Below are 21,972 nucleotides of genomic sequence, written 5' to 3'. Positions count from 1 at the left end.
AAGTTTGACGATTGATGTATGGAATTTGCCAAACAGTGGAAAGGGGTCAACGGCTACATGATCCGGGACCCGGATCTGTTCTTCGACCAGTACCGGGAACGCCACGGGGTGGGGTACCCACTCGCGTTCATGCTCGTCTCGTTCGTGGTCGTCGTCCTCCCGGTGATGGCCATCGGAACGATCCTGAACATTACGTCACCGATGGGGGCGCTTTCCGTCGTAGTCCTGTCGCTCGGTCTTGCGCTTCTCTTCTGGCTGACGACGGTGATCGAGTCACTGCTCGCCCACGCCATCGCCTCGCTGTTCGGCACCGACCGCGTCGTCCTGACGCTCGAGGCCTACGCGTTTCCGACGTTGATCAGATACGGTCTGTGGTGGGTTCCGCTCGTGAATATCGCTCTCGGCCTGTACGGGCTTTACCTCCAGATCAAGGGGCTGGCGGCCTTTCACAGCCTCTCGACTGGACAGGCGGCGATCGCTGCCGTCGTCGCCACGCTCGTCGCGGGATTCGTCGTCCCGACCGGCGGGGTCCTGCTGGTAGCCGTCCTCGCGGCGTTCGTTCTCGACCTGGGCGAGACGACCACCGAACCCGGGCCCGGTCCCGGACAGGATCCCGAATCGTTCACGTTTGCAGTCACCCACGTCCTCGAGTACGCGCCGCAGGTGTTCGTCTAACGGTCAGGCATCCGGTCTCTCCGACCCCGAGTCGATTCTTCGAGCGTCGGCGAGCGCGCGCTGGCGATGGCAACGATAAAGGTAGTGGTCTGCTTTTGCACAGCCATTGAGACGATGGCAATCAATCAGGAAGTCGATATGACCGGTGCGGAGATCGACGATTTCCTCGCTCGTCACGAGACGGGGGTATTGTCGCTCGCCGAGGCCGACGAGCCGTACGCCATCCCGATCTCCTACGGCTACGACGACGCCGAGCGCGTCTTTTACATGCGACTCGTTTCGACCCCCGAGAGCGAGAAGCGACGGTTTCTGGCGTCTTCGCCGACCGCCAGACTCGTGGTGTACGACGAGGACGGCTCGACCTATCAGAGCGTCGTCGCGAGCGGCACTCTGGAGGACATCCCGCCGGCCGAACTGTCGCCGGACCAGATCGCACAGTACGGAAAGGCAAAGCGTCCGCTGTTCGAAATCTGGGCGATGGGTCGCGACGAACTCGACATCGAACTCTACCGGCTCGATCCAGCCTCACTCGAGGGTCGACGAACGGAAGTCGACCGCGACGAGTGAGACGCACCGTCGTCGGTCAGTTTTGACGAGCGCTATCCAGTGGTATGGCGAACCAGTGACGACCGCGAGACGGCTCGGTCGAAGCGGTGTGATGAGTGAGAAAACCGAATCCGAACCCCTGACTCGAGGGCACCTCGAATCGACTAGTTCGATGGCTTCGTCGCGAACGTCCCCGACGTCACGGTCGCGCCACAGACCGGGCAGCCGTGCTCGAGCATCGCCTCGCGCATCGATTCGTTTACTTCGATCTCTTGTCCGCACTCCGGACAGCTGAATTCGTATCTACTCATGACGGGGTTCGTGTTCGGGAGACGAGTTTCTGGCTACGAGTAGTCCTGCGCGGCCGGTATATATAGAAGTGGGGTTCACTACCGACGGCGGGAAGTTGTCGAAGGGTTCTTGAACGGCGATCCGTCGGCGTGGTTCTCGCGGCGAGAATCCTTCAGCGTGGCCCGGGAAACAGCGCTGGCGGGCCGAATCAGGCGGAGTCGAGGATCGCATCGAGTAGCTTCGACTGGGCGGCCGCGAGGTGTTCGGTGAACGTCGCACCCGTAATCTCGAGTTCCGCTGCGACCTCGCCTGCGTTCGCGCGCTTCGGGTGTTCGAAGTACCCCATCCGGTGGGCCGTCTCGAGCACCTCGAGCTGGCGGTCGGTGAGTGCGCTCCGATCGACGAAGACGAGGTTCGATTCGCCGTGGTCTTTCTGGGACTGGAGCAGCCGCCTGACGTCGACGGTGTACTGGTCGGTCAACTCCCCGATGACCGCCTGTAGTCCCTCCATATCCGGGACGTGGAACGCCATGTGTAACGACGACCCGCGGGCGCGCACGTCGACGACCGGACAGTCGAACGCTTCGACGACCGTGCAGGGACAGCCGCGGTCGACGTCGCGTTCGAACCGGTAAACCGACCCGGACCCGTACGAGAAGATCGCAGAGACCGCCGTGTCGAGGTCGAACGAGTCGGGTTCCGAGTCGGCCTCGAGGACGAGTTCCTCGGTGACGCGCTCGGGTGCGTTCGGGTTGGCGCTCTTGGTGACCGAGTGGACGTTACCGTCTGCCTCGGTGGCGACCTGCGTGACGACACACTCCGGTGGATCGTCGACCGTCACTTCCGCGCGGATTCCCGAGGCCATGGGCTCGGGAGAGAGTCCGAACTGCGTCGCCGTAAACCCTCCGTCCGACCGTCGGACCAGCGCGGAACGAACGATCGACAGCGTGTCCGGCGTCAGATCATCAGACCCGTTATAAAGGGCCCTGTATTTATTGGGACTCATTTGGAGGGGGCACCGCCACGACCAACAGATAACGATGACCGCGATGAATCCGACTGCTGCGCGAGGATGGGGCACCGACGACGATCAGGCATCTCCGGCGGCCGTGCTGACTGCACTGGAAGACGACGCCTGCCGGCTCATCCTCGAGGCGACGGCCGACGACGCTCTGACGGCGACCGAGATTTCAGAACGCTGTGACATTCCGATGTCGACCGCTTACCGCAAGGTCGAGATGCTCGCGGAGGCCGATCTGGTCGACGAGCGCGTCCGGATCAACACGACGGGCAAACACGCCACCGAATACCGGACGAGCTTCGACGACGTCGTGGTCTCGATCGCCGACGGCGGCCTCGAGGTCGAGATTGCCACGGCGGAGGGCGACGCCGACGCCGGCGCTGGCGCGTCGTTCGCGACCGCAGACGACTGAGACCGCTCACTCGAGTCCCGGTTTGGTTCTCGTTCCCGATTCGGTGCCCACGTTCCAACCGAAACTGCCGCGTCCGTCCTAGCCACCGGCTCGCATCGCCTTCTGTTCGAACCGCTCGAGCAGCGCCTCGAGCACAGTGGAGTCGCCCTCGAAGACGATGATTACCTCCGTCAGCGTGAGCGTCGGCCCGATCTCGACCGATCTCGAGGTGATCGACGCGGTCCACTCGTCGGCGGTGACGACGGCTTCGACGTCGTCGGCCGCAGCGTCATCGTCGGCGTCACCGTCCGCGTCTCCATCCGCGTCGTCACTCCCCTCTCTGTGCGCACCGTCTCCGTCGAGACACGTCCCCCCGAGGCGCTCGAGGTACCGGACCGCGAGGCGCGTCGAGATGCCGCGGAACGACCGCTCGAGCCGTTCGACCATGCGGCCAGTTGGCGCGCAGTTGGGATAAAGCCGCCGTCGGATTTCGGGCGTCGAGTCGGTGGTCAGCGAACGCCAGCGGCCGGTCAGAGAATCGATCGGAACGCGACGACGCTGAGCACGCCAGCGATCAGTGCCAGCAGGATGCTCTCGGTTCGCCACATCACGACCAGGACGACCGCGGCGGCACTCCACTCGGCGGGCCCGCCGCTTGCGAGTTCGGGACCGAGGACGGCGATCACGATCGCGCCCGGCAACACCTCGAGTCCCGCCTCGAGTCGGTCACTGACCTCGACGTGGCGGACGAGCCAGAGGCCGCTTACTTTCGTGAAGACGGTCACCGCGGCCATCGCGAGAACAATCGCCACGACGAATGGATCGAGCGAGAGCGGGTTCGCAGGGAGGACGGCCAGTTCACCCGTCAAAGCGGATCACCTCAACGACGGCGGCGGCCAGCCCGCCGAGGAGGATGTACCACTGGCCGGGGACGATCGCGGCCGCGCCGACGGAGACCCCGAGGGCGACGAGCCACGGGACGAGCGAGGAGTTGCCATCCCAGAGTTCGACGGCGAGGGCGACGAAGACGGCAGCGAGAACGAAGTCGACGCCGTACTGGGACGGGTCGCCGATCACGCCGCCGGCGAACGCCCCGACGATGGTCGACCCGACCCAGAAGACCCACATCGCGATGCCGCTGCCGAGCAGGTAGGCACCCCGGCCGCTCCCGGACTTGAGGTCGCGCATCGTCAGCGCCCAGTTCTCGTCGACGAGGAAGAACAGGCTCCCGTAGACGCGGCTCGCGCGCATGTGTTCGAACCACGGCTGGAGGGCGGCCCCCATCAGCGAGTACCGGAGGTTGATCGCGAAGACGGTCGTGAGGATCGCGGCGACCGGCACCGGGTCCGCCCAGAGTTCGATCGCGACGATCTGGGCGGCGCCGGCGAGGACGGTCGCACTCATCAGCGCGGCTTCGGCGACGCTCAGCCCGGCCTGACTGGCGAGGACGCCGAAGGCGACGCCGTAACCTCCGACGCCTGCGGCGACGGGCACGCAGGTGAGAAATCCCGTCCGCAGTCCCTCGCGGTCGAAGGTGACCGCGGCTCCCGGCGAGTCGTCTGTGTCCATCGGTTCGGTCTAGCTGGACTCGGACCGCCGAGCCCTAAAGCGATCTCGGAATCGTCGTGGCCGTGCTGGGGGCTCACACCCCTGACGAGGCCCAATCTGGCCGAACCGGTTCGGTCGGGCGGGTCGGATCGAACGGCTCTCACCCGCCAGCGACCGGCGGAAACACCGACAGCGTATCCCCGTCCTCGAGCGGCGTCGCTGCTCCTTCCTGATGGATCACGTCGCGGCCGTTCTTCAGCACGCTCAACTGCGGTCGGAGCGTCCCGTCCTCGAGTAACCGCTCCTCGAGCTCGTCGTACTCTGCCTCGAGCGTGGCGAGGACGTCGCCGACGCTGGCTCCCTCGTCGACGGTCAGGGTGTGTTCTTTGCCGCCGACGATCTCACGGAAGGTAGCGAACAGGCGTAACTGGAGTTCCATGCTCGTGCCCATACGTGGTGGAGGACTGCCCAGTGCATAAGCCTACGTCCGGGCGAGCGTCGATCAGCGTGTCGTCACCGCCGGCGGCTCAGTGTAGGACACGTCGTTGGCGCCGGCGTTCGCGAGGGCGGAATCGATCGCGTTCGCGCCGCGCTCGCCAGCTTCGTGCTCGTCTGGAGCCTCGACGGCGACCGTCACCGAGACGTCGACGGCGATCGTGTAGGGTTCGAACGGGGCCGTCGGGTGTTCGTACACGCCGTCGTCACCGAGTTCCCACTCCTCGATCGCGCCGTCGTCGGTCAGGGCCTCGAGTTCGCGTTCTAGCTCGTCGACGGCGTCAGAACGGGCGGTCGTCTCCGAGCCACCGTGGAGGGTCACGAGAGCGGTTCCGTCGCGAGTGACGGCGTATTCCGTCTCCATACGTCCTCTATCGGCCGCGCAGAGAAGAACGCTTGGGTGAGTTTCCCCGTTCGAGAGGCGCTCGAGGCCGACTCCGACGTGAACTGCTCGCGTGTGTCGGGGACGCAGTTTGAACGCTCGCGTGCGGAGTGGTCGTCGTGACTCGATCGAATCGGAGACGTCGACGACGGGTACTCACTTCGGCTGGTTCGATCTCGATCCTGCTGCTCGCAGGCTGTCTCGATCCAGACGGTGCGGACGACGATGAACCGGATGCGGAGGAAGGAACCGGAAACGGTCAGGACGTCGACGACGACCCGGAGACCGAGTGAGAACGCCCATTCGAAGTCGGGTAGGCACGGGTGAACGTTCGGAGCGGCGACGCGACGTTTCCTGCCGTCTCACCCGCGATCGACCTTGCAAGTGCAGGCTCCAGATCACCGCCAGTAGGGCGTCCCTTGTACTCGAGTAGTCCGTCAGTTCGCTTTCGCTTCGGCCACGCGACGGGGGAGACGCGCCAGCCGGGCCGGTATTCTGGACTCTCTGGGCCTGAAACGCCGGTCTGTCGATCGCGACGCCGGACTCGCTGTGGCCGTGCGTACTGCCTTCGTAGGCGGATGTTTCGGTCGGTAGGGACGAACGACCACGCAGAGCGACGATGTTAACAGGCCGAAAATCAGGGTAACTGACTAACCGGTTTTTCCCGTTCACGACCCCCGAATTGGGTGCCGATGACGATATCACGACGAACGACGATCAAAACGCTCGGCGTCGTCGGTGCCGGAAGCGCGTTTTCCGGGACCGTACTGGCACAGACCGCAGACGAGGACCAACCGGGCGACGAGACCGAGGAACCGGAAATCGGTGGCTTCCGCGTGGCTCACTTCTCGCCGGACGCACCGGACGTCGACGTCTACGTCGACGAACAGCACGTTCTCGCGGACGTCGCTTACGACGACGTTTCGCCGTACCTCGAGATCGCGTCCGGCTCCTACCAGGTGACGATCACGGCGGCCGGCGACGAAGATGCCGTCGTCTTCGAGGGGACGCTCGTCGTCGACGGCGGCTACTACACCGCCGCTGCGATCGGCGAACTCGGTGAGATGGACCTCGAGACTGACGAGGACGAGCCGGAGGCCGACGACGAGGACGATCCGGCAATGGACGACGACCCATTCGACGAAGATGAGGACGTCGAAGACGATCCCGAGGAGGGGACCTTCGAAGTCTTCTTGCTCGTCGATCGGGAACCGGAGGACGTCCAGGACGGGACCGCAGACCTTCGATTCTTCCACGCGTCTCCCGGCGCTCCGAACGTCGACATCGTCGACGAAGACGACGGTCGAACGCTCGTCGAGGACGCCGAGTTTGCCGTTCCCACGGGCTACCGCGCGATCGAGCCCGGCGACCGCACGATCGGCGTCTACCCGGCCGGAGAGGCTGAGGCCGAAGACGAAGCCGACGACGAGTTCGAGACCGAAGACGAAGCCGACGACGAGTTCGAGACCGAAGACGAAGACGAGGTCGACTTCGACGCCGACGAGGACGTGATCGAACCGGAAGATCCCGTCGCCGAAGCCGACGTCGAGTTCGACGAGGGCCTGGCCTACACGGTGTTCGCGATCGGCTACCTCGAGGACGACGAGGAGGCCGAAGACGACGAGATGGCTCCCGACGACGATACGGGACTCGAGGACGACGAGGACGACCGCCCGTTCGAAGTCAGGCCTCTCGTCGACGGCACGCGGGAGGACGAAGAAGACGACGTCGAACCCGAGGAGGATCAGCTCGAGCCGGAAGAAGAGGAGCTCGAAGAGGAAGAAATCGACGACGAACCCGAGGAAGTCGAGCCGGACGACGAACCGGTGGACGAAGAGCCCGCCGAGGAACCGGTGGAGGAGCCCGAGCCCGAGCCCGAGCCCGAAGACGAACCGCCGGTCGAAGACGAGCCGGAGGACCCGCCAGCCGCGGACGACTAATCCCCCGGTCGACCGGTCGGTCTCCGCACTGACCGGCCCGCTGTGGCGAGCCGGTTCCCGGGACTGGCACGCGGTAACGGTCCCGTACAGCAGCGCCGTCGGGACCCGTACGGTGCCGTTTCTCCACGTACGATCGGCCTACACGCGAACCCACGACGGGTCCGTCGTTCGATCCAGATGGTGGCGTCTACCTCTCGGCTAATCGGCACCTCGTCGATCGGTGCTCGAGTGACAGAAGATCGGCTGGAGACAGACGCTGCAGGTGCTCGTGGTACGGGTGCGCCGGAGACGATGGACGACGCAGGCGCGGTTCGGACTAGACGTCGACGTACTGGTCGACCCACTGCTGTCGACGTTCCAGTTCACGTCTCCCTTTCGGCGTCAGCGCGTAGTAGTTCGTCCGACGGTCGAGCTGTCCTTTCTCGACGAGTTCCATCTCGACGAGCGAGTCGAGATTCGGATACAACCGGCCGTGAGTGACCGGCTGGTCGACGTAACGGTTGATGTCGTCGAGAATCTCCTGTCCCGAGGGACGATCTTTGCCAGCGATGACGTACAGCAGGTCGCGTTGGAATCCGGTCAGCTGATCCATGATGTCCTCTGAATAGCGACGGTCATCGCTTCGTGGCTTTGTTATAGGCGGCTGTACGCAGGGTCGACGACCGGAATGGTTCGCGTAGGCGCGAGTAGGCACGGTCAGTGTCCGATCAGCGCACGATCAGTGCCCGGACGACGGCCAGTAGCCAGTGCGTGGGCGCCACCATGACGGGCCGCTTTTCATCCAGTCACACCTACCTGCGGGTATGCCAGCTGATCCGCTCGCCTGGGACACCCTCGAGTCGACAACCTCCTACACCTGCCCCGGCTTCGACGTCGTCACCGACACCGTCTCGTTGCCAGACGGCGCCGAAACCGAGTTCGACTACCTCTCTGAACCTGCGAGCGTCTGCGTCCTGCCGTTTACACCCGACGGCGACGTCGTCTGCATCGACGAGTGGCGACAGGCCGTCTCCCGGGTCAACCGCGGCCTCCCCGTCGGCGGCACCGAACCCGACGACGCCGACCTCGAGGCCGCCGCCCAGCGCGAACTCGCCGAAGAGACCGGCCACGAAGCCGACCGACTCGAGCGGCTCGTGACCGTCGAACCGGCCAACGGAATCGCCGATTCGATCATGCACTTCTTCGTCGCCCACGGCTGTCGCCCCACGGCCGACCAGCAACTCGACCACAACGAGACCATCCGCGTGCAGCCGATGGCCTTCGACGACCTCCTCGAAGCGGTCAGAGCGGGCGAGATTCGCGACGGCCGGACGGTACTCGCCGTCTCTTACTACCGGTTGCTCGAGTCGTCCGAGTGAGACGCCCCCTCGGTAGTGGACGCGTCGCTTCCCGACTCATTTTCGAGTCGGTGGCCTGACTCGTCGAAGCCGGCCCTATCACCCGTCTACAGGCTGAGCAGGCCGAGTTCCTCGGGGTCGTACGGAACTCTTTGATTTCCGTGATGAGGAGACACCTCCGGTGTCTCGAACCACGTGACACCGAGGAGATTCACTCGTTGGCCTCGTTCTGGGTGTCGTTCTCGTCTGCGTCGCCGACACCGTCGTCATCGGCATTCTCGACGTTTTCATCGTCTTCCTCGTCTTCGATCTCCTCGAGCGGCGCTGCGTCTGCAACGGTGACGACGTCGGCGTCGGCGTGACCGACGGAGAGCGAACTCGCGGTCGCCTGCGTGATGCGGTCACCGTCGCCGTCTGCTTCGGCATCGTTTTCGTCATCGTCGTTCTGCTGCGCTTCGTTCTCGTCAGCGTCGTTTTCGTCAGCCTCCGGGTCGTCCTCCCGGAACTCACCGATCGTCATCGAATCGATCGCAATGGATTCGACGTCGAACTGCTCGATGGTGAGTTCGCCGATCTCCTCGCGGTCGTCCTCGTCCTCAGCGATGTCGGTGTCCTGCTCGTCGTCTTCTTCTTGCTGGGCGACGCCGTTCTCCTCGTTGATCGCGTCGTCGTTCTGCTGGTTCTCGTCGGCAGCGTCGTCGTTCTGCTGGTTCTCGTCGGCAGCGTCGTCGTCGTTCTCGTCGTCACCGATCAGGTCGTCGAACCAGTCGCTGATCTGCTGGATGATCCCGTCGTCTTCGACCTCGAGTTCGTCGATCGTGAGCTGTTCGGTCTCCATCGTCTCGATCGTGAGGTCCTCGATCGTCGCCGCGTCAGCGTCCTCGTCGATCACGCCGAGTTCGTCGTCATCGTCGTTCGCATCGTCCGCATCGTCATCGTCGTTCGCATCGACGTCCTCCTCCCCTTCCTCTTCGACCTCGAGGTCGTCGAACGCGACGCCCTCGAGCTCGAGTTCTTCGAGGTGGACGTCGGTCAGCGTGACGTCTTCGGCGGTCGCGAGGTCGTCGGCAGGCACGTCATCGTCTTCCTGTTCCTGGTCGTCGTTTTCTTGCTCCTCGTCGGCGACCTCGTCGTCTTCGTCGTCATCGACCGCCTCCTCGAGTTGCTCCGGATCGTCGATCTGGAACTCCTCGACGACGAGTTCCTCGATGGTGGCGTCTTCGACGAGGACGTCGTCGAGGTCGAGGCTCTCGACCTGGACGTTCTCGAGCGTTGCGGTCGTGCTCGTCGATTCGCCCGCGCCAGCGTCCGTTGCCGTCGTTGCGCCGATGAGGGCGGGGCCGCCGGCGAGGGCGACCAGCAGTGCGATCAGGACGACCCCCACCGTCCCAGCTGTCTGCGATCGTGAACTCATGCGGCCTGACCTACCGGGTTCGCTCGGCTAAAACGAGCCGACCGTTTCGACGCTCTCGGCTGGAAACAGCCAGTTGCCCCACCGGTCGCGGCTGCTAATCGGGCGGTTACGACCGCCGAGTGGCCGTCGTGATCGGGAGTGCTCGAGCGATCGACCGCCGCTCAGACGTCCACTACGGCGACTCGACGGTCGCAGCGACCACGAACTGGATAGAACGAGTGGTTACCGCCGCTGGTGGCTCGTCTCGACGGCGCTGGTGCTGTCGTTCGACCAGCGATCGGCCGAGAAAACGAAGCGGGGATTCGGTTATCGTGCGAGCGAACCGATGGTAATTCCGACGGCGTTAGCCGAGGAGTCCGTCGTCGTTGTCGTCGTCAGGATCTTCTTCGTCGTCTTCTTCCTCGTCATCGTCGAGGACGTCATCGTCCTCTTCGTCGTCGTCAACCTCCTCCTCGTCGACCTCGAGGCCCTCGGCTTCGGCGGCGCTCATCGCGTCGGCGGTCGCGTCACCGATGTCGATCGAGGTCGCAGATGCCTGCTCGATGGTTTCGTCGTTCATCTCGTCGTCGTCCATCTCGTCGTCGTTCATCGCATCGTCGTCCATCTCGTCGTCGTTCATCTCGTCATCGTCCATCGCATCGTCGTCGTTCATCTCGTCGTCGACGTCGTTCTCGGTGTCGACCGCTTCGACGGTCATCGTACTGACTGTGATCTCGTCGACGTCGAAGTGCTCGATGGTGAGTGAGTCGATCTCTTCGTGCTCACCGTTTTCGTCGTCAGCGACGTCGTTCTCGTCATCCATCTCGTCGTTTTCGTCGTCAGTGACGTCGTCGTTCATCTCGTCATCGTCCATCGCATCGTCGTCGTTCATCTCGTCATCGTCCATCGCGTCGTCTTCGTCGTCAGCGACGTCGTTCTCGTCATCCTCGACGTCCTCGACGGTCAGGTCGTCGATGGTGAGGTCATCGACGTCCATCGTCTCGATGGTAAGGTCGCTGACGGTCACCGAGTCGGCAGCCTCGAGATCGACGTCCTCGTCATCGACGTCGTTTTCGTCATTTGCGACGTCGTTGTCCTCGTCGTCAACGTCGTTCTCGTCGTCGTTAGCGTCGACTGCATCGTCTTCCTCGTCGTCGTTGAGGAGGTCATCGTCTTCCTCGTCGTCTTCGTCAACGTCGTTTTCCTCGTCGACCTCGTCACCTAATTCGAGGTCTTCGGCGGTGACGTCCTCGAGTTCGAGCTGTTCGATCTCGAGGTCGGTGAACGTCACATCAGCGTCCTCGATACCGTTTTCGTCGTCAGCGACGTCGTTGTCTTCGTCAGCGTCGTTCTCGTTCTCGTCGTTGAGGAGGCCGTCGTCTTCGTCGTTCGCGTCGTCATCGTCGTTCGCATCGGTTTCCTCTTCGACGATTTGCTCGAGTTCTTCCTCGTCAACGTCGAGGTTCTCAACGTTTAACTCCTCGATCGTCGCGTCTTCGATCGTGACGTCATCGAGTTCGAGTGTCTCGACGTCTGTATCTTCGAGTTGAAGCGTTACGTCTCCGTCAGCGGGTGCCGACGCCGCACCGGCCAGGGCCGGCCCTCCGGAGAGGGCGACCATCAGTGCGACCAGTGCGACACCGAGTGTCTGTGATCGTGAACGCATGCAGCCAGTGCTACCGGCCCACGGCTGCCTAAAACGAGGCGACCGTTACGCGATTCTCCGTCTGAAATGCGGACTTTGAACCTCGAAACGGTCGATAATGGCAATTTCACTTCCCGCTGCCGTCGCTCGTCGAGCCGACGATCGGCGTTTGCCCACTCCGGCGACCGCTCGACGCACCTGATCGTTCGCCTTGCGCTGGCCGCCGGGGATACGTCTATCGGGGAATGCGATCCATACGGTCGTTCTCCCGCGGTCGTTCTTCCCGACCCGGCGCAGTCCGGCCGAATCTTCAGTGACTTACGTCCCTCCCTCCAAGGGGGCACAATGCGCGAGCACTTCGAGATCCGGGACACCGACGCCGCCGGCCGAATCGGCGAGCTCACCGTCCCTCGAGCCGGGACCACCGTCGAGACGCCGGCGCTGTTGCCCGTGATCAATCCGAACCTCGATACGATCAGCCCGCGGCGGCTCGCCGACGAGTTCGGCGCCGAGATCCTCATCACCAACTCCTACATCATCCACGGCACCGAGGACGTCCGCGAGCGCGCGCTCTCGGAGGGGCTCCACGAGATGCTCGACTTCCCGGGGGCGATCATGACCGACTCCGGCTCCTTCCAGCTCTCGGAGTACGGCGAGATCAGCGTCACGACCGAGGAGATCCTCGAGTTCCAGCACGCGATCGGCTCGGACATCGGAACGCCCGTCGACATCCCGACCCCGCCGGACGTCTCCCGCGAACAGGCCGAGGCCGAACTCGAGACCACGCAGGAGCGGCTCGAACTCGCCGAAACCGTCGAGACTGGCGACATGCTGGTTACTGCGCCTGTCCAGGGATCGACCTACCCCGACCTGCGTGAGAAAGCGGCCAGACACGCCGACGCGACCGCACTCGACGTCTTCCCCGTCGGTGCGGTCGTCCCGCTGATGAACGACTACCGCTACGACGACATGGTCGACGCCGTCGCCGCCGCGAAACGCGGGCTCGGTGGCGACGCCCCAGTTCACCTCTTCGGCGCGGGCCATCCCATGATGTTCGCGCTGGGCGTCGCGCTGGGCTGTGACCTCTTCGATTCCGCGGCCTACGCGCTGTACGCTCGCGACGACCGCTACCTGACGGTCCGGGGGACCCGTCACCTCGAGGACCTCGACTATCTCCCCTGCTCGTGTCCCGTCTGTACGGAGTTCTCACCCGACGAACTCCGGGCGCTCGACGACCAGCGCCGCGAGACGGAACTCGCCGCACACAACCTCCACGTCACGTTCGAGGAACTGCGCCGCATCAAACAGGCCATTCGCGAGGGGAACCTCCTCGAACTGGTCGACCAGCGCGCCCGTGCGCACCCGACGATGCTCGACGGCTACCGCACGCTGCTCGAGTATACCGATCAGCTCGAGGCCGACGACCCGGTCTCGAAGGGCTCGTTCTTTTCTACCTCTCACGAAAGTGCGCGTCGTCCGGAAGTAGCCCGCCACCACGACCGACTCGAGCGGCTCTCGGTGCCCGACTCGCTGTTTCTCACCGAAGGGAGCCCCACCCGAAGCGACGAGTTCGACGCCTGCTGGCGGGTCGAGCCGCCGTTTGGCCCCTTCCCGAGGGCGCTCTCGAAGACCTATCCGCTCACCGCCGAAGTTCCCGACCGGACCGACCGCGCGGCTCTCGAGGCGGCTGCCGACGGCGTCACGCGGCTGGCCGAGGCGAATCCGGGGACGGAGATCACCCTCGGTCACCGTGACTGGCCTGCGGCGGTGCTCGCGACTCTGCCCGACGGGGTGTCGCTGGTCGACCTGACTGGTGAGTGACCGTTGCCCTACTCGTCTCCGAGTTCGACGTACTCGAAGTCACCCGTCACGGGCGTGCCGTCGACGAGGATCGTACAATCGGAGCCCTCGACCGTCACGAGGTGCCCGTCGTAGACGAACTCGAGTCGCCGATTCGCTGCCTCCTCGGGCGGATCGAACAGCGCGTCGAGGGCTTCGGGGTCGATCCAGTCGTACAGTGGTGGAAGCTCGAGCGGATCGACGTTCCGTCGCGCCGCGACGGCGTTCACGACGGCCATGCTCGCGCCATCGGCACACTCGTCGGCTTCGTCGATGGAGGACTGCTTCACTGCCGGTGGAAGAGGCTGTGGACTCATAAGCACTCCGCCGGTTCTCAAAACGAGCGACGGGAGTTGTAGCCCTGCTAAGGCGTTCGACGGCCGATCGAGGACACGACCGTCGTCGGGTAGGCGGCGACCAGCGCCGCCCTCGTTTCCAGCGAGGACCGGAACCGAGATGTGGGTGCCGACTCGACTCCGACTATCGAATGTTCAGCGCGTCCTCGTTCGTGATCGGAACCGTGGTGCTCGTCGTCCTGTTTGCAGGGATCGCTCGCCGCCTCCGCTCGGGGGGTGCGTCGGGAACCGGATCCGACCGTGAACGCTCCGCCGAGCGTCACCGGGAGGCCCAGCGACGCGAGCCGCCGGTCGACCTCGGTGAGACTCGACGCGTCGCCATCACTGACTTCTCAGAGCACCACTCTGGCGAGCGCCACGCCGTCTGCAAGGTCGAGGGATTCGTCGTCTTCGTCGAAGACGTCCCACGCGATCTCGCAGAAGGCGACGTAATCGTCGCCGAGATCCGGTCGTTCAACCGCGGGCACACCTCGGCGACGGCCGCGTTCCTCGAGCGGGCCTGACGACGCGGCCTCGAGCGGCGACGCTGGACCGACAGCCTCTTTCTCGCTGCCCCACCCAGTTTCCATATGACCGAGTACTTCGAAGTACACGCACGCGACGGGGCCGCGCGCGTGGGCGAACTCCGCCTCGAGTCGCCCCGGACGACGCCCGCGCTCGTCGACGATATTCTCGAGGACGCGGGCTCGCTCTGGGCGGCCGACCGGGAGATTCCCGAGGGCGACGAGTCGGCCCTGACCGTCCTGCCCCACCGGGGATTCCCGGGCGGGACTGCCGACGAGGTCCAGGAGTCGTTCGCCGTCGACGCCCCCGACGTCGACTACCCGAGCGTGGCAGTCGTCGCGAGCGACCACGTCGACGGTCAGGGGACGGACGCCTACGTCGTCTCTGACGTCCAGTCGATCGTCGGCCACGGCGAGGCGCTCATCGAGGCCGTCGTGAACGTCCGCGAGGCCATCCCGGCCGACACCGCACTCTACTTCTCCGGCGTCGCTACCCCGCGAAACGTCGCGCTGCTCGCCTACGCCGGTGTCGACTGCTTCGACGCGACTGCAGCAGTCGTCAGAGGGACTGAGGGTCGATACCTGACCACCGACGAGGCGTACTTCCTCGAGGACCTCGAGGAACTGCCCTGTGCCTGCCCGGCTTGCCAGCAGCCCCGCGCGGAGTTTACCCGGGAAGACTGCGCCGAGCACAACCGCCACGCACTCGAGGCCGAACTGGGAATCGTCCGCCGGCGCATCCGTGACGGTCGCCTGCGCGACTACCTCGAGGGACAGGCCCGCCAGGACCAGTGGCTCACCGCGGCGATGCGTCGGCTCGACTCCCAGTGGGGCTACATCGAGGAGCGCACGCCAATTCTCCGGGATGCGCAGATCAACGCCGCGACCGAGGACACCCTGCGCCGGGTCGAGATCCAGCGCTACGCCGACCGGGTGACCTCCCGGTACCGGAACCGATTCAGGAATCCACTCGTGCTCGTGCCGTGTTCGGCGACGAAGCCCTACAGCGAATCCCAGAGCCACGGGCAGTTCCACGACGCCATCCGGTGGCGGGCCCACCTCGTCTCGATGACCAGCCCCATCGGCGTCGTTCCGCAGGAACTCGAGACGACCTACCCGGCCCAGCACTACGACACCGTGGTGACGGGTCGGTGGTCCGAAGACGAGAAGGAGTTCGTGAGCGAGGTGCTCCGGCGGTACCTCGAGCGCAACGCCGACACCTACCCCTACGTCGTCGCGCACGTCCCGGACGAGGGCTACCGCGACATCGTTTCCCGGGTCGAGGAGTCCTGGAACGGCGAGGAAGACCTCGAGATCACCTACACCGTCCCCGAGGGTGGCCACCCGACCGACGACGAGTCGCTGTCGAACCTGTCTGCGGCGCTCGAGGGGGAACTGAAGTACAGCAAACGCGAGCGCGAACACAACACCGTCCGGGCCATCGCGGACTACCTGCTCGGTGACGGCGCTGGCGACGAGATTTTCGACGACATCCAGACCACGAGTCGGTATCCGAAGATCCAGGTTCGCGACCGCGAGGACACGCAACTGGCGACGATGGTGCCCCAGTACGGGACGCTCTCGTTTACGCTCGAGGGCGCGAAGCGGTGGGTCGACAGCGACGTGCCGGTCAAACGCGCCGAGATCGACGGCTTCGTCCCCCACGGGAGCGTGCTCGCGCCGGGTGTCGTCGACGCGGACGAGAACATCCGCGTCGGTGACGAGGTCGTTGTCGAGGGGCCGAAGGCCTTCGGCATCGGCCGGGCGGAGATGTTCGGCCGAGAGATGGCCGAGAGCACACGTGGAATCGCCGTCGAAATTCGTCACGTCGAGGAGAAGTAGTCAGCCAATTCTGCAAATCCACGCGTCCTCGACACCACCGTTCCAGTCAGTTGACTCGAGCGCTCTTTCGGTATCGAGGATTCGAGACGTTCGTGCCGGTTCACTGTTCCGTACGGTGGGATCGCTACTGTGTGTCGCGTTACCGACGCAGCATACTAATCGCCCGTTCGATGTACCTGACGAACGAGAGGGTCGGCGTCCCGGGGAGGTAGATCGGGACGTCGTCGTCTTCGAGTGAAACGCCGGTGATCGGGTCTCTGGAGGGAGAATCTTCCATGTACGTCCAAGGAGCTGGAGGTATTTACGTATTCGTAAATATAGTTCTGGTATCGAAAATCAATAATTCCCCTTGGCAAACTTCTGCGCGGTAGTGAGCACCACTGCTACCGAGCACACGAGTCCACTCGCCCGGACACGCCTTCAACAGGTGCTCGCGGTGGACCGACGCCGGAACCCGGGTGTGACAGACCTCACACTCGAGGTAATCGGCGGTGCCATTCGCCGCTCGCTCGTTCCGGCGCTCGTCGTCGGCCGTCTCGTCTATCACACCACCGTTGACGACGGGAGTCGACGTGGGCTCCCCTCCCCGGTGAATATTCGTCGTTCGAATCCCAACGGAACCGGGCTCGAGAGTCTCTCTGTCCCGTTTCTGGACCGGTCCGTTCCCCGGATAGACTGTCAAATCGTCAATCTGTTTTATCCCCACTGGGGGCGTATACCACGTCGGTGACTCACATGACTGAAACACCCACAGAAGTTCCCGAGGGATACTCCCTCGAGCACGGCTGGCGGACGCTCGCACTCGCGGGCGGTGCCGTCGGCCTCGTCGGCATCCTCGCGATCGCGCTTCCGTTCGTCACCGGCCTCTCGGTGACGATCGGGCTCGGGGCGCTGCTCGTCGTCGCCGGGATCGTCCACGGCGTCCACACGTTCACTGCCCGCGGCTGGCGTGGTTCCCTCTGGCAGGCCGCCCTCGCTGTCGTCTCGGTGGTCGCCGGTCTCATGTTGCTGGTCAACCCACTGGTCGGCCTCGCGACGCTGACCATCCTGCTGGTCGCGTACCTGCTCGTCGACGGCCTCGCAGAGCTGTGGATGGCGGTCCGAATGGCCGACCAGCCCGGCCGCGCCGCGATCGCCCTGAGCGGCCTCGTCTCGCTCGTCCTCGCCGGCCTCATCTGGGCTGGCTTCCCGACCAACGCGACCTGGGCGCTCGGCCTCCTCGTGGGCGTCGGTATCCTCGTGACCGGCGTCTCGATGGTCACCGTCGCCTACACCGGCCGCAAGCTCGAGGCTGGCGCGCCGGCGGGCGAACCGCGCCGCGCCTGAATTCCGCTTTTTCGACGCCGGATTCGATCCCTCGAGTTCACCGTCACGTCGATTCGTCCGCTGGAGCGGACGCGCCGGACGGCTCCGACCGACTGCTTCGCGAGGCGACCACGTCGAGACCCGGGCTATAGTAGTACACCGGATCGGCGTCCGGCTCGGGGAACCCGTGGGCGGCGAACAGCGTGTTCGTTTCGACGTCGGCGGTGGCCGGGTAGAGCGTCCAGGGGTGGTGGGCGACGTCCGTGTACCGGATCGACCCGTCCTGGGCTTCGGTATAGAATCGGTACCGCTCGACGAGGAACGCGGCGAACGGGTCCTCGGGTGCCGCGAACGGCTCGCCCGTCGGCCAGTAGGTCCCCTCGAAGTGTACCGGTCGCGCGCCGGGGTGTCGTCGGCGACTGCTGAACTGGATTCGGCCGTCGGCTACCTCGAGGGTGATCCGGGCGTAGTAGTACGGGAGGTGGTGGAAGACGCGCGCGCCGAGCACGCTCGCGAGACCCTGTGCGTCGAGGCTGAAGAAGTAGACGCTGGGGACGCCGTCGCGGGAGACGTAGGTCCTGAGGTTCAGTTCGGGCAACTCCACGCCGAGTGACGCGGGAAGCCCGCGGGGCCTGACGGCGACGTTGGTAAAGGGGACCACCGAGAGCCACGCCGAGCCGTCGTAGACGTCGGGCTCGAGGCCCTCGGGCAGGTGCGCATTCATCACGGCCGGGTCGACCGGCCAGTTCTCGAACAGGAGGTGACGCCAGCCCATCTCGAGTGGAACGACCATGGTACCTGTCGGAGGATCGCACAAAAATCACTTCCGCCGGGAGGTCCGGATCGAATAGCGAAATCCGACTGGTAACGCATCGTTCTCGACGCCCCATCAGCAGACAGTTACTGCGGGTACGACGCTTCCTGTCCGGACGATTGCGTTCGACGATCTGTCGACAGTTGGGCACTCACCACACGTTTGAGTAGGTCGATGTCGAACGACGAGTATGGACGGCACAGACGACCTCCTCGAGGCCGTTCGCTCGAGCGACGCCGACCGGGTGAACGACGCCATCGACCGGGTCGGCAACCTCGAGCCGGCCGAGCGGGGAGCACTGCTCGACGAAACGGTGTCGGACCTCGCTGCGATCTACGACCATAGCGACGACGGCTACGTGCGCCAGTCGGTCGTTCGGGCGGCCGACCAGCTGTGTCCCGGTCTCTCGGCGGCCTTCCTGATCGACGACGGTCGACTCGAGCGCGAGGCGGTCGAACGGCGTGCCGATACGGCCGGTGGCTTCTTTCTCGAGGCGATTCTGGACGCGGATGGTCGCGTTCGACAGTCGGCAACCCGGGGGCTGAAAGACGTCTATCGGTGTTACGATTCCCTCGAGGACGACGAATCGATCGCCGCGTTCGCAACCGAACTCGAGTCACTCGCCGCGGACGAAGACGGGGCTATCCGGAAACACGTTCTCGAGTCGAAACGTGACGCCGAGTTTTTCCTCCAGTCTCCCGGGAGTCGGTTGCTCGGCTCACTCGCTCGTGAGTTCGATCTGTAGTACAGAATCGGTCCAGGGGTCCGTATCAGCGGATGTGGCCTTCGTCCCGGAGCTGGTCGGCGTCGCTCTTCTCGTAGCGCCAGGTGATGTCGGCCTTCTCGTCTTGCCAGTCCCACGGGGAGACGAGCACGACGTCGTCTTCGCGGATCCAGATGCGCTTTTGCATCTTGCCGGGAATGCGCGCGGTGCGTTCTTTCCCGTCGGCACAGCGTACTTTCACCCGATTCGCCCCGAGCATGTCCGTGACGGTCGCGAAGACCTCGTCTTCGTCCGGCATCCGGAGGTTCTTGCGACCGCCGTTACCGTCGTCGCTCATACGCGAGGATTGGCCAGCGAGGGGTTTAACCCTTTATCGATCGGTCGACTCCGACCACAGCCACCGTCTCCCCGCGAGGGCGAATCACGACGTTTATTTCACTCGCCACGTCATCCCGGATATGCTAAAACAACTCGGTCCCCTCGGGATCGCCGGTATCGTCGTTCTCCTCGCGGGAATCGTCCTGATCGCCTCTCAGAACCTCCTCATCGCCGGCGGAATCGCCCTCGTTCTCGCCGGACTCGGCCTCGTCGTGAAGTCGCTGGTCACCGGCATGCTCCGACAGTTCGGGATGTTCTGACGGCCGACTCGAGCGTCGGGCTCGTCGCGATCGCGTTCATCCTCCACGCCCTGTTCGTCGACGGCCCGGTCGGTGAGCCGGCGGAACTCTCCGAGGAGGTGTCGGTCGAGGCGGTCCCGCAGGTACTCTCACCGCTCGAGTCGCCCGAGTAGCTATAGTAGCCACTGCACGTCAGTGCACACCTGATCGCCAGACGGATCGGCGATCAGTGTGTAAATAGTTGCAGGTGTTACTGTAGAGCAGAGGGGCGTCAGGTTACTTCGTTGTTCCCCGCTCGGTGTTCGCTGATGAGCTGGTCGACCATCGCGGCCTTGCGGTCGAGTTTCCGTTTCTGGGCGCGCTCGTGCCAGTCGTCGATGACGGCCTCGACGTCGTCCTCGCGGGCGACTGCGAGTTCGTCGACTTCCTGCATCGCGACGTCGTCGGCCGGCCCGACGGGAATCTCCTCGTCGAAGAGGATCTCGTCGGCGATCTCCGAGAGGCCGCCGTCCTTGAGGACGACTCGGGGTTCGAAGCCCGCCAGCAGTTCGGCCGTCGACCGGCCGGCCCCGCTCGCGTCCCGCAGATAGACCACGTCGCCGGCGGCGATGCCGTACTGCTCGTCGGCCTCGCGGATCGCCCCCTTGGTGAACTTCTCGATTACCTTCACCGGGACGAGCCCCTCTTTCTTCGCCGACACGTCGCTGAAGTTCGAGTGATCGAGCTTCCAGAGGGCCTTCATGCGCTCGACCTTTTTCTCGAGGGCCTCGACCTCCTTGCGAGCCTCGTCGCGTTCGTACTCGAGGCGTTCGGCCTTGCGCCGATACCGGGTCACTTCCCGGTCCCGGCGCACCTCTTTGCGCTCTTGCCGGCGGGCCGATTCGAGTTCCGACTCGAGGTCGGCGATCCGGCCGTCCCGCTCTTCGAGGCGCTCGTTCAGCGTCTCGACGTGTGACTGGAGCCGCTCGACCTGCCGCTCGAGGTCCTTGATGCGGCGTTCCTCGGCCGTGAGTTCCCGGGGCTCGTGTTCGGTCTCCTCCTCGTCGGTGCCGTCGTCGTCCTCGAGGTCGGTGAGGACGGCTTCGACGCTCTCCCCGCCGGCGACGACGCGGGCGGTGACCTCGCCACGGTCGACCCCCGGGGGGAGCTTGGCGGCGATCCGGTCGAACTGGTCTTCGTGGGCGTCGACGGCGTACAGCGCGGCGGCCATCGCATCGCGCTGGTGGTCGTCGTCGTAGGGATGGTCGCGCGTGCGATGTTGCTTTTCGTCGATCGGCAGGTCTCGGGCGGGCGTCCAGCCGGCAGCGTCGAAGCTCCGGCGGAATTTCTCGACCGTTTCGGGCATCGGCGTCACGTCTGCCGCGACGACGATCGGTCGCCCGCGCTCGACGATCCACTCGATCACGTCGGCGGTGTCGCTCAGCCGCGAACTCCAGACGTCTAACACCTCACCCTCGAGGCTGACGATGGCGACGGCGGTCGTCGTCCCGGGGTCGATGCCGACGACGACGTGGTCGTGGCGTTTCGCCAGCGGGCGGAACTCGATGCCGTCGCGTCGTTCGCGTTCGATCTCGACGCGAACGTCGCCCGATCGATTCCGCGAGACGGGGATGTCCTCCGGCCGGGCCTCGACGGTGAAGACGGCGTTGGCGTAGCCGCCGTAGGCCTCCCGGATATCGACGTCGTACTCGAGGTTCGCCGTCTCGAGTTCGGACTCGACCTCGCGGGCGCGTTTCTTGACCGAGCCGTGGATGCGGCGGGTGAAGCGATCCTCGCTCCAGCCGCCGCTGCCCGTCGAGCGACCTCTCGAGACCTTGACGGTCGTGGTGTCTGTGAAGGCCGAAACCTCGTGGCCCACGTTGTGGGCGGCCAGTCGGGCCGCGGCCTCGGCTTCCTTCATCGGTTCCTTGCCGTAGGGGATGCCGTGGCGTTTCGCGACCCGGGAGAGGGGTTCGGGTTGTTCGGCACCGGTCACCTGGACGAGTTTCGTCCCGCTCGGTAAGGTGCCGAGGAAGTGAACGAGCTGGTCTTTGTCGGCGGCCAGCTCGTACATGTTGTCAGTCGCGACGATCGCCGGCTCCTCGTCGTCGATCAGGCGTCTGAGTTTCCGATGGGAGACGACGTCGCGGGTGACGCCTTCGCCGTCGTACCTGACCAGCGCGTAGGAGGGGGCGTCACCGCGAACGTCACCGCTCTGGACGTCGACGCCGTAGACGACTGCGTCGAGCGCACTCGTTCGCGTGCTCACGTCCGGCCCTAGGGCCGAGTTCGGTATAAATCCGGCGCGGATTTCGACTCCGTGTGGCGA

At 64.8% G+C, this 21,972-nt stretch carries 27 protein-coding genes; 12 read left to right on the top strand and 15 right to left on the bottom strand.

What is annotated here, in order from left to right:
* The first annotated feature begins 18 nt into the window (after positions 1-18).
* Entirely contained in the window at positions 19-675 is a 657-nt protein-coding gene (locus B1756_RS06865) for a YIP1 family protein (protein ID WP_086887873.1), read from the top strand.
* A 114-nt stretch (positions 676-789) separates the two neighbouring features.
* Positions 790-1,242: a pyridoxamine 5'-phosphate oxidase family protein gene (locus B1756_RS06860; RefSeq protein WP_086887872.1), complete on the top strand. Its 453-nt coding sequence runs from the start codon at positions 790-792 to the stop codon at positions 1,240-1,242.
* A gap of 143 nt (positions 1,243-1,385) precedes the next feature.
* On the opposite strand, the gene B1756_RS06855 is transcribed toward B1756_RS06860, so the two are convergent.
* Together B1756_RS06855 and B1756_RS06850 are read right to left on the bottom strand one after the other, a co-directional pair.
* The gene (locus tag B1756_RS06855) at positions 1,386-1,532 is read right to left on the bottom strand and encodes a DUF7560 family zinc ribbon protein (RefSeq protein WP_086887871.1); all 147 of its coding nucleotides are present in this window, start codon (positions 1,530-1,532) and stop codon (positions 1,386-1,388) included.
* Between the two features lie 188 nt (positions 1,533-1,720).
* Positions 1,721-2,377: a helix-turn-helix domain-containing protein gene (locus B1756_RS06850; protein WP_086887870.1), complete on the bottom strand. Its 657-nt coding sequence runs from the start codon at positions 2,375-2,377 to the stop codon at positions 1,721-1,723.
* Positions 2,378-2,552: 175 nt separating this feature from the next.
* Here B1756_RS06850 and B1756_RS06845 point away from each other — a divergent pair, with 175 nt between their 5' ends.
* Entirely contained in the window at positions 2,553-2,945 is a 393-nt protein-coding gene (locus B1756_RS06845) for a winged helix-turn-helix domain-containing protein (protein ID WP_086887869.1), read from the top strand.
* Positions 2,946-3,023: 78 nt separating this feature from the next.
* Here B1756_RS06845 and B1756_RS06840 read toward each other — a convergent pair whose 3' ends face one another.
* The 5 genes from B1756_RS06840 to B1756_RS06820 all read right to left on the bottom strand — a co-directional run bounded on the left by B1756_RS06840 (position 3,024) and on the right by B1756_RS06820 (position 5,331).
* On the bottom strand, positions 3,024-3,371 hold the full coding sequence (locus B1756_RS06840) for a MoaD-like domain-containing protein (RefSeq protein ID WP_086887868.1): 348 nt from the start codon (positions 3,369-3,371) through the stop codon (positions 3,024-3,026).
* 83 nt (positions 3,372-3,454) lie between these two features.
* The gene (locus tag B1756_RS06835; RefSeq protein ID WP_086887867.1) at positions 3,455-3,793 is read right to left on the bottom strand and encodes an AzlD family protein; all 339 of its coding nucleotides are present in this window, start codon (positions 3,791-3,793) and stop codon (positions 3,455-3,457) included.
* Positions 3,783-4,493, bottom strand: coding sequence for an AzlC family ABC transporter permease (locus tag B1756_RS06830; RefSeq protein WP_086887866.1), 711 nt, complete (start codon positions 4,491-4,493; stop codon positions 3,783-3,785). The genes B1756_RS06835 and B1756_RS06830 overlap by 11 nt, the downstream gene beginning before the upstream one ends.
* A gap of 139 nt (positions 4,494-4,632) precedes the next feature.
* A complete protein-coding gene (locus B1756_RS06825) occupies positions 4,633-4,911 on the bottom strand; it encodes a ubiquitin-like small modifier protein 1 (protein ID WP_086887865.1) in 279 nt (92 codons plus the stop codon).
* A gap of 63 nt (positions 4,912-4,974) precedes the next feature.
* Complete coding sequence (locus B1756_RS06820) at positions 4,975-5,331, bottom strand: hypothetical protein (protein WP_086887864.1); 357 nt, start codon at positions 5,329-5,331, stop codon at positions 4,975-4,977.
* 137 nt (positions 5,332-5,468) lie between these two features.
* Between B1756_RS06820 and B1756_RS06815 the strand changes: the two genes are divergently transcribed.
* The gene (locus B1756_RS06815; protein WP_228434513.1) at positions 5,469-5,642 is read left to right on the top strand and encodes a hypothetical protein; all 174 of its coding nucleotides are present in this window, start codon (positions 5,469-5,471) and stop codon (positions 5,640-5,642) included.
* Between the two features lie 399 nt (positions 5,643-6,041).
* On the top strand, positions 6,042-7,289 hold the full coding sequence (locus B1756_RS06810) for a DUF4397 domain-containing protein (protein ID WP_086887862.1): 1,248 nt from the start codon (positions 6,042-6,044) through the stop codon (positions 7,287-7,289).
* A gap of 316 nt (positions 7,290-7,605) precedes the next feature.
* Here the strand turns inward: B1756_RS06810 and B1756_RS06805 are convergent, their stop codons facing one another.
* Positions 7,606-7,881: a PadR family transcriptional regulator gene (locus tag B1756_RS06805; protein WP_086887861.1), complete on the bottom strand. Its 276-nt coding sequence runs from the start codon at positions 7,879-7,881 to the stop codon at positions 7,606-7,608.
* A gap of 211 nt (positions 7,882-8,092) precedes the next feature.
* Here B1756_RS06805 and B1756_RS06800 point away from each other — a divergent pair, with 211 nt between their 5' ends.
* On the top strand, positions 8,093-8,647 hold the full coding sequence (locus tag B1756_RS06800; RefSeq protein WP_086887860.1) for an NUDIX hydrolase: 555 nt from the start codon (positions 8,093-8,095) through the stop codon (positions 8,645-8,647).
* A gap of 190 nt (positions 8,648-8,837) precedes the next feature.
* On the opposite strand, the gene B1756_RS06795 is transcribed toward B1756_RS06800, so the two are convergent.
* Positions 8,838-10,040: a hypothetical protein gene (locus tag B1756_RS06795; RefSeq protein ID WP_086887859.1), complete on the bottom strand. Its 1,203-nt coding sequence runs from the start codon at positions 10,038-10,040 to the stop codon at positions 8,838-8,840.
* Between the two features lie 343 nt (positions 10,041-10,383).
* On the bottom strand, positions 10,384-11,685 hold the full coding sequence (locus tag B1756_RS06785) for a hypothetical protein (protein ID WP_086887857.1): 1,302 nt from the start codon (positions 11,683-11,685) through the stop codon (positions 10,384-10,386).
* A 324-nt stretch (positions 11,686-12,009) separates the two neighbouring features.
* Here B1756_RS06785 and tgtA point away from each other — a divergent pair, with 324 nt between their 5' ends.
* Positions 12,010-13,485, top strand: coding sequence for a tRNA guanosine(15) transglycosylase TgtA (gene tgtA / locus B1756_RS06780; RefSeq protein ID WP_086887856.1), 1,476 nt, complete (start codon positions 12,010-12,012; stop codon positions 13,483-13,485).
* Between the two features lie 8 nt (positions 13,486-13,493).
* Here tgtA and B1756_RS06775 read toward each other — a convergent pair whose 3' ends face one another.
* Positions 13,494-13,793: a DdfA family disk-determining factor gene (locus B1756_RS06775; RefSeq protein ID WP_394340693.1), complete on the bottom strand. Its 300-nt coding sequence runs from the start codon at positions 13,791-13,793 to the stop codon at positions 13,494-13,496.
* Between the two features lie 197 nt (positions 13,794-13,990).
* Here B1756_RS06775 and B1756_RS06770 point away from each other — a divergent pair, with 197 nt between their 5' ends.
* Complete coding sequence (locus B1756_RS06770; protein ID WP_086887855.1) at positions 13,991-14,362, top strand: TRAM domain-containing protein; 372 nt, start codon at positions 13,991-13,993, stop codon at positions 14,360-14,362.
* A gap of 66 nt (positions 14,363-14,428) precedes the next feature.
* Positions 14,429-16,204: an archaeosine synthase subunit alpha gene (gene arcS / locus B1756_RS06765; protein ID WP_086887854.1), complete on the top strand. Its 1,776-nt coding sequence runs from the start codon at positions 14,429-14,431 to the stop codon at positions 16,202-16,204.
* A 139-nt stretch (positions 16,205-16,343) separates the two neighbouring features.
* Here the strand turns inward: arcS and B1756_RS19575 are convergent, their stop codons facing one another.
* Entirely contained in the window at positions 16,344-16,481 is a 138-nt protein-coding gene (locus tag B1756_RS19575) for a hypothetical protein (protein ID WP_186336509.1), read from the bottom strand.
* A gap of 458 nt (positions 16,482-16,939) precedes the next feature.
* Between B1756_RS19575 and B1756_RS06755 the strand changes: the two genes are divergently transcribed.
* Positions 16,940-17,530: an HdeD family acid-resistance protein gene (locus B1756_RS06755; protein ID WP_086887852.1), complete on the top strand. Its 591-nt coding sequence runs from the start codon at positions 16,940-16,942 to the stop codon at positions 17,528-17,530.
* A gap of 43 nt (positions 17,531-17,573) precedes the next feature.
* On the opposite strand, the gene B1756_RS06750 is transcribed toward B1756_RS06755, so the two are convergent.
* Positions 17,574-18,302, bottom strand: coding sequence for a YqjF family protein (locus B1756_RS06750; RefSeq protein ID WP_086887851.1), 729 nt, complete (start codon positions 18,300-18,302; stop codon positions 17,574-17,576).
* A gap of 211 nt (positions 18,303-18,513) precedes the next feature.
* On the opposite strand from B1756_RS06750, the gene B1756_RS06745 reads away from it, so the two are divergent.
* Complete coding sequence (locus tag B1756_RS06745) at positions 18,514-19,068, top strand: hypothetical protein (RefSeq protein ID WP_086887850.1); 555 nt, start codon at positions 18,514-18,516, stop codon at positions 19,066-19,068.
* A gap of 25 nt (positions 19,069-19,093) precedes the next feature.
* Here B1756_RS06745 and eif1A read toward each other — a convergent pair whose 3' ends face one another.
* A complete protein-coding gene (gene eif1A / locus B1756_RS06740; RefSeq protein ID WP_086887849.1) occupies positions 19,094-19,384 on the bottom strand; it encodes a translation initiation factor eIF-1A in 291 nt (96 codons plus the stop codon).
* A 121-nt stretch (positions 19,385-19,505) separates the two neighbouring features.
* Here eif1A and B1756_RS06735 point away from each other — a divergent pair, with 121 nt between their 5' ends.
* Positions 19,506-19,685 (top strand): DUF7470 family protein, encoded by a 180-nt coding sequence (locus B1756_RS06735; protein WP_086887848.1) that lies wholly within the window; start codon positions 19,506-19,508, stop codon positions 19,683-19,685.
* Positions 19,686-19,935: 250 nt separating this feature from the next.
* Here the strand turns inward: B1756_RS06735 and B1756_RS06730 are convergent, their stop codons facing one another.
* Complete coding sequence (locus B1756_RS06730; protein ID WP_086887847.1) at positions 19,936-21,912, bottom strand: DUF460 domain-containing protein; 1,977 nt, start codon at positions 21,910-21,912, stop codon at positions 19,936-19,938.
* Positions 21,913-21,972: the final 60 nt, after the last annotated feature.

The sequence above is a fragment of the Natrarchaeobaculum aegyptiacum genome, from assembly GCF_002156705.1.
GTDB classification, from domain to species: Archaea; Halobacteriota; Halobacteria; order Halobacteriales; family Natrialbaceae; genus Natrarchaeobaculum; species Natrarchaeobaculum aegyptiacum.
The sequence above is the reverse complement of the archived record's forward strand: the minus strand, read 5'-3'. Positions and strand labels throughout refer to the sequence as shown.

Coding starts and splice junctions, on each gene's coding strand:
- B1756_RS06865 (WP_086887873.1), top strand. CDS start 19: ATGGAATTTGCCAAACAGTGGAAAGGGGTCAACGGCTACATGATCCGG.
- B1756_RS06860 (WP_086887872.1), top strand. CDS start 790: ATGGCAATCAATCAGGAAGTCGATATGACCGGTGCGGAGATCGACGAT.
- B1756_RS06855 (WP_086887871.1), bottom strand. CDS start 1,532: ATGAGTAGATACGAATTCAGCTGTCCGGAGTGCGGACAAGAGATCGAA.
- B1756_RS06850 (WP_086887870.1), bottom strand. CDS start 2,377: ATGGCCTCGGGAATCCGCGCGGAAGTGACGGTCGACGATCCACCGGAG.
- B1756_RS06845 (WP_086887869.1), top strand. CDS start 2,553: ATGACCGCGATGAATCCGACTGCTGCGCGAGGATGGGGCACCGACGAC.
- B1756_RS06840 (WP_086887868.1), bottom strand. CDS start 3,371: ATGGTCGAACGGCTCGAGCGGTCGTTCCGCGGCATCTCGACGCGCCTC.
- B1756_RS06830 (WP_086887866.1), bottom strand. CDS start 4,493: ATGGACACAGACGACTCGCCGGGAGCCGCGGTCACCTTCGACCGCGAG.
- B1756_RS06825 (WP_086887865.1), bottom strand. CDS start 4,911: ATGGAACTCCAGTTACGCCTGTTCGCTACCTTCCGTGAGATCGTCGGC.
- B1756_RS06820 (WP_086887864.1), bottom strand. CDS start 5,331: ATGGAGACGGAATACGCCGTCACTCGCGACGGAACCGCTCTCGTGACC.
- B1756_RS06810 (WP_086887862.1), top strand. CDS start 6,042: ATGACGATATCACGACGAACGACGATCAAAACGCTCGGCGTCGTCGGT.
- B1756_RS06805 (WP_086887861.1), bottom strand. CDS start 7,881: ATGGATCAGCTGACCGGATTCCAACGCGACCTGCTGTACGTCATCGCT.
- B1756_RS06800 (WP_086887860.1), top strand. CDS start 8,093: ATGCCAGCTGATCCGCTCGCCTGGGACACCCTCGAGTCGACAACCTCC.
- B1756_RS06795 (WP_086887859.1), bottom strand. CDS start 10,040: ATGAGTTCACGATCGCAGACAGCTGGGACGGTGGGGGTCGTCCTGATC.
- B1756_RS06785 (WP_086887857.1), bottom strand. CDS start 11,685: ATGCGTTCACGATCACAGACACTCGGTGTCGCACTGGTCGCACTGATG.
- tgtA (WP_086887856.1), top strand. CDS start 12,010: ATGCGCGAGCACTTCGAGATCCGGGACACCGACGCCGCCGGCCGAATC.
- B1756_RS06770 (WP_086887855.1), top strand. CDS start 13,991: ATGTTCAGCGCGTCCTCGTTCGTGATCGGAACCGTGGTGCTCGTCGTC.
- arcS (WP_086887854.1), top strand. CDS start 14,429: ATGACCGAGTACTTCGAAGTACACGCACGCGACGGGGCCGCGCGCGTG.
- B1756_RS19575 (WP_186336509.1), bottom strand. CDS start 16,481: ATGGAAGATTCTCCCTCCAGAGACCCGATCACCGGCGTTTCACTCGAA.
- B1756_RS06755 (WP_086887852.1), top strand. CDS start 16,940: ATGACTGAAACACCCACAGAAGTTCCCGAGGGATACTCCCTCGAGCAC.
- B1756_RS06750 (WP_086887851.1), bottom strand. CDS start 18,302: ATGGTCGTTCCACTCGAGATGGGCTGGCGTCACCTCCTGTTCGAGAAC.
- B1756_RS06745 (WP_086887850.1), top strand. CDS start 18,514: ATGGACGGCACAGACGACCTCCTCGAGGCCGTTCGCTCGAGCGACGCC.
- eif1A (WP_086887849.1), bottom strand. CDS start 19,384: ATGAGCGACGACGGTAACGGCGGTCGCAAGAACCTCCGGATGCCGGAC.
- B1756_RS06735 (WP_086887848.1), top strand. CDS start 19,506: ATGCTAAAACAACTCGGTCCCCTCGGGATCGCCGGTATCGTCGTTCTC.